The sequence below is a fragment of the Rhodoplanes roseus genome, from assembly GCF_003258865.1.
Lineage (GTDB): Bacteria > Pseudomonadota > Alphaproteobacteria > Rhizobiales > Xanthobacteraceae > Rhodoplanes > Rhodoplanes roseus.
Window position 1 is genome coordinate 1 of sequence record NZ_NPEX01000605.1, and the last position, 940, is coordinate 940.

1 protein-coding gene is annotated in these 940 nt (G+C 66.0%); it reads left to right on the forward strand.

The window, feature by feature from the left end:
- Positions 1 to 341: 341 nt before the first annotated feature.
- On the forward strand, positions 342 to 940 hold a 599-nt coding region (gene ureG / locus CH341_RS31545), incomplete at its 3' end, for an urease accessory protein UreG (RefSeq protein WP_111423684.1).

Here is a 940-nt window from a genome sequence, read left to right on the forward strand (position 1 = left end):
CAGGCCTGCCAAGAACACAAAATCCTCTCCACGATACAGCCCAAACAAAAACGCCCGCCGCAGGGAAACCCGCAGCGCGCGTTCTTGCGTTCAGACGCCATCCATCCACGAGCCCGTCCCGTCGAGACGCACGATCTCGATGCGCCCGCCGCCCTTCGCGGCTCGCTTGGTTCGCCCTTCGGAAAAGATGGTGAGACGGGAGTGCATCTGCAGATCCGGCCGAGGCTTGACCGGCGGATCGATCCGAGGAGAAAACCGGTGGCGGCCGACGGCCGTCGTCAGCAGTCGGTGAAACGCCGCCGGCCCCGGCCCTCGGTCCAAACACCTCGGGAGACAATCAAATGTCGCAGCGCAGTCCCAACGGTCCCCTGCGGGTCGGAGTCGGCGGGCCGGTCGGGTCGGGCAAGACGGCGCTGATGGACACGCTCTGCAAGCGGTTGCGTGACCAGTTCGACATCGCCGCGATCACCAACGACATCTACACCAAGTGGGATGCCGAGTATCTGGTGCGCTCGGGCGCGCTGGCGCCGGAGCGCATCGCCGGGGTCGAGACGGGCGGTTGTCCTCACACGGCGATCCGCGAGGACGCCTCGATGAATCTCGCCGCCATCGCAGACATGCGGGCGAAGTTTCCGGATCTCGACCTCGTGCTGGTCGAGTCGGGCGGCGACAATCTCGCCGCCACCTTCTCGCCCGAGCTCGCCGATCTGACGATCTACGTGATCGACGTCGCGGCGGGCGAGAAAATCCCGTCCAAGGGCGGTCCGGGCATCACCCGCTCGGATCTCCTGGTGATCAACAAGATCGACCTCGCCCCCCATGTCGGCGCCTCGCTGGAGACCATGGAGCGCGACGCCAAGCGCATGCGTGGCACCCGGCCGTTCGTCTTCACGAACATGAAGACGGGCGAGGGGGTGGACACGGTGGAGCGGTTCGTGAT